At 65.2% G+C, this 2692-nt stretch carries 4 protein-coding genes and 1 pseudogene; 4 read left to right on the top strand and 1 reads right to left on the bottom strand.

Features of this window, described 5'->3' with window-relative positions:
* Nucleotides 1-124 precede the first annotated feature (124 nt).
* The 3 genes and pseudogenes from LDL49_RS59750 (at nucleotide 125) to LDL49_RS56230 (ending at nucleotide 1629) form a co-directional block, all read left to right on the top strand.
* A complete protein-coding gene (locus LDL49_RS59750) occupies nucleotides 125-412 on the top strand; it encodes a transposase (RefSeq protein WP_372470759.1) in 288 nt (95 codons plus the stop codon).
* 7 nt (nucleotides 413-419) lie between these two features.
* Nucleotides 420-725: pseudogene (locus tag LDL49_RS56235) on the top strand (IS3 family transposase); the annotation flags it as partial.
* 322 nt (nucleotides 726-1047) lie between these two features.
* Nucleotides 1048-1629: a hypothetical protein gene (locus LDL49_RS56230; RefSeq protein WP_225303152.1), complete on the top strand. Its 582-nt coding sequence runs from the start codon at nucleotides 1048-1050 to the stop codon at nucleotides 1627-1629.
* A gap of 252 nt (nucleotides 1630-1881) precedes the next feature.
* On the opposite strand, the gene LDL49_RS58110 is transcribed toward LDL49_RS56230, so the two are convergent.
* Complete coding sequence (locus tag LDL49_RS58110) at nucleotides 1882-2007, bottom strand: hypothetical protein (RefSeq protein WP_263656769.1); 126 nt, start codon at nucleotides 2005-2007, stop codon at nucleotides 1882-1884.
* On the opposite strand from LDL49_RS58110, the gene LDL49_RS56225 reads away from it, so the two are divergent.
* Nucleotides 1966-2625: an IS3 family transposase gene (locus LDL49_RS56225; RefSeq protein WP_225303154.1), complete on the top strand. Its 660-nt coding sequence runs from the start codon at nucleotides 1966-1968 to the stop codon at nucleotides 2623-2625. The genes LDL49_RS58110 and LDL49_RS56225 overlap by 42 nt on opposite strands.
* The last annotated feature ends 67 nt before the right edge of the window (nucleotides 2626-2692 follow it).

Raw genomic sequence — 2692 nt, 5'->3', positions numbered from 1 at the left:
AACTGTCGCGCTGGGCCGACAGCCAGCTCATCTGCAAGATCGGGCCGGGTATCTACACTGCCGGGCCGCTCTCCCCAACGCTCTTGCCAGCAGCCCAAAAACCTTAACTACCTGGCCTTGGGAGTTGGCCCGGTTTGGTGGACACCTGATCTCTGGGGAACCCTGGTTCCCGGAAGAAGGAGTCTGCTGTGCCGAACAACTATCCGCGGAGTTTCGCCGGCAGATGGTGGAACTGGTGCGCGCGGGACGGACGCCTGAGGAACTGGCCAAGGAGTTCCAGCCCTCCGCGCAGTCGATCCGTACCTGGGTGCGCCAGGCCGACCTCGACGCCCTGGCCGCCCGACTGAACAACCGCCCCCGCAAGTGCCTCGGCTACCGAACCCCGGCCCAATGTGTTGCCTTGACTCCTTGAACCCAAGCAGTACACCTCGGTCGCCTTCGGCAAGCGCTGCGAACAAGCCGGCGTCCGCCCGTCGACGGGCCGGACCGGGACGTGCTTCGACAATGCGATCACCGAGAGCTTCTTCGCCTCTCTCGAGTGCGAACTGATCGACCGGCGCACCTTCCGCACCAGGTCAGAAGCCGAACGGGCCCTGTTCAGCTACATCGAAGGGTTCTACAACCCACGCCGACGCCACTCCGCCAACAGCCAGCTCAGTCCCGTCGAATACGAACGCCGACACGCGCTCAAGGACACCCGAGAGCTCGACTATGCTGCCGCGTAGTCGCAAGCCCTGACGTGTCTATCAAACCGGGGCAACTCCATCTGAGTCGATACCAGGTGTTCGCGGCCCGGCGGTTTAACGTTCCATGTGCGCAGGCATCCTCGCTTCGGCGGGTCTGTCTGAAATGAGATGACGCTTTGTCAGTTGTTGAGACAAGGGGTGCGGTGGGCTTGTTGCGGATCACGAAGACGTGATCGCGTCGGCGTGACACCCTGGCCGTTGACAAAACAGACCTGGAGGTGACGTGGACATTCCCATGGCAAGTCGGAGCGAGAGCCCAGACCGGCGCAGACGTCGGCGGCGCACTCGGCGTGGTGTGCTCATGGCGCTGGCGAGCTTGCTGGCGTCGCTGTTCGTGGCGGTCACCCCCGGCGTCGCGAACGCCGGGAATATAGTGCCCTGCCCCGCCGACATCACCGAGTGGAGGGGCATCGGCCCTCTCAGGCCTGGGTACCGGTGGGAGGGGTACCGGTACACGTTACTTTCGGCAGCGCCGTACTTTCTGGTGAGCGAGGGCCAGTTGCTCGACAACGGCACAGATAGCACGGTGCCGTACACGATCACCACCACGAGGTCGACGACGTTCAGAATCACGAGCGCTGTGGGAGTGCAGGCGGGGAAGGCTGAAGACTTCCTCAAGACCAACGTCAGCACCACAATCGAGGCGAGCCGCACTACCTCGCTCGGAGTGTCCTTCACGGTACAGGTACCGCCACGGACCCGGCTGATCGCCGAATATGGCGTGGAGGCGTACCAGGTGAACTATGCCATCGAAGCATGGCGGGCTACCGCCGGCCCCAACAACCCTCCGCCAACCGGCGCACGCTGCGAAGAGTGGGGCTATTACCCACAAAGCGGGACAGCGCCGACCTATACCGAAGGATGGCGGCTCAGGACGGCCTGACAACCTGCGGATTCCCGGGTCCCGGCCGGATTACGGATGGCCGGGACGCGGGGATTTGCTGGGCGCACGAATTCATGAGGCTGACCCGAAAATCCGACATTCACGGGGGCAGGCGGCAGCGAACCCCGGTGCGCCACTCGCTGACGGGCGACAACGCGAAGAGAGCCCCGCCGCCTCCCCCGACACCGGGGACAGGTGAGCCGGGGCTCTGCGGCGGTTGTTGAGTTCAACGCGGCAGAGACTCGCGTGTGATCATCCCGCCTCTTCCGTCACCCGCTCCATCGCCTCGGCCTCGCTGACGTGGTGGCCGCAGTTCTCGCACACGTAGTAGCCTGTCTGCGGGCCCCACTCCAGCCTCCGCAGCTCGCACCCGGGCACCGCGCGGGCGTCGGGCCGGGCTCGTGGACAACCCCAAGTAGCCCTGGTGGCTCGGATCGCAGAGTCAGGCCCGCCAGCGCGATGGCGCGCCGCGACGCCGAGCTGACCGGCAAGATCCGCGACCATCATCGGGCCTCCGAGGAGATCTACGGGGCGCCGCGGACCCACGCCGACCTGCGGAAGATCGACGGCATTCGTGTCGGCCGCAAACGTGTGGCCCGGCTCATGCGCCGAGCCGGGCTGGCCGGGGTGAGCAGGCGTAAGGGCTGCCGGACGACGATCGCAGATAGGCAGGCTGTGGCCGCGTCCGACCTGGTCAAGCGGAAGTTCAGCGCGGTCGAGCCGAACCGGATCTGGACCGCCGACATCACCTATGTGCCGACCTGGCAGGGCTTCGTCTACCTCGCGGTCGTCTTGGACGTCTTCTCCCGCCGCATCGTCGGCTGGGCGATGGCCGACCACATGCGCACCGAGCTGGTGACCGACGCATTGGCGATGGCCATCCACCAGCGCCGCCCCAGCACCGGAGTGATCCATCACAGTGACAAGGGCAGCCAGCTTGGGTTCAAGGAGTCGTCGCAACACTGCTGTTCAGCAGTAAGTTTAGATGATCGCTGAAGGCTTCTGCCGGTGTCTTCCACCCGAGAGTTTTTCGGGGCCTGGTGTTGAGCGCGAATGCTACGGC

The organism is Nonomuraea aurantiaca, assembly GCF_020215705.1.
Taxonomy (GTDB): Bacteria; Actinomycetota; Actinomycetes; order Streptosporangiales; family Streptosporangiaceae; genus Nonomuraea; species Nonomuraea aurantiaca.
The sequence above is the reverse complement of the archived record's forward strand: the minus strand, read 5'-3'. Positions and strand labels throughout refer to the sequence as shown.

What these genes read in the sequence shown, in the direction of transcription:
- LDL49_RS56230 (WP_225303152.1), top strand. Translation starts at nt 1,048, where the DNA reads ATGGCGCTGGCGAGCTTGCTGGCGTCGCTGTTCGTGGCGGTCACCCCC.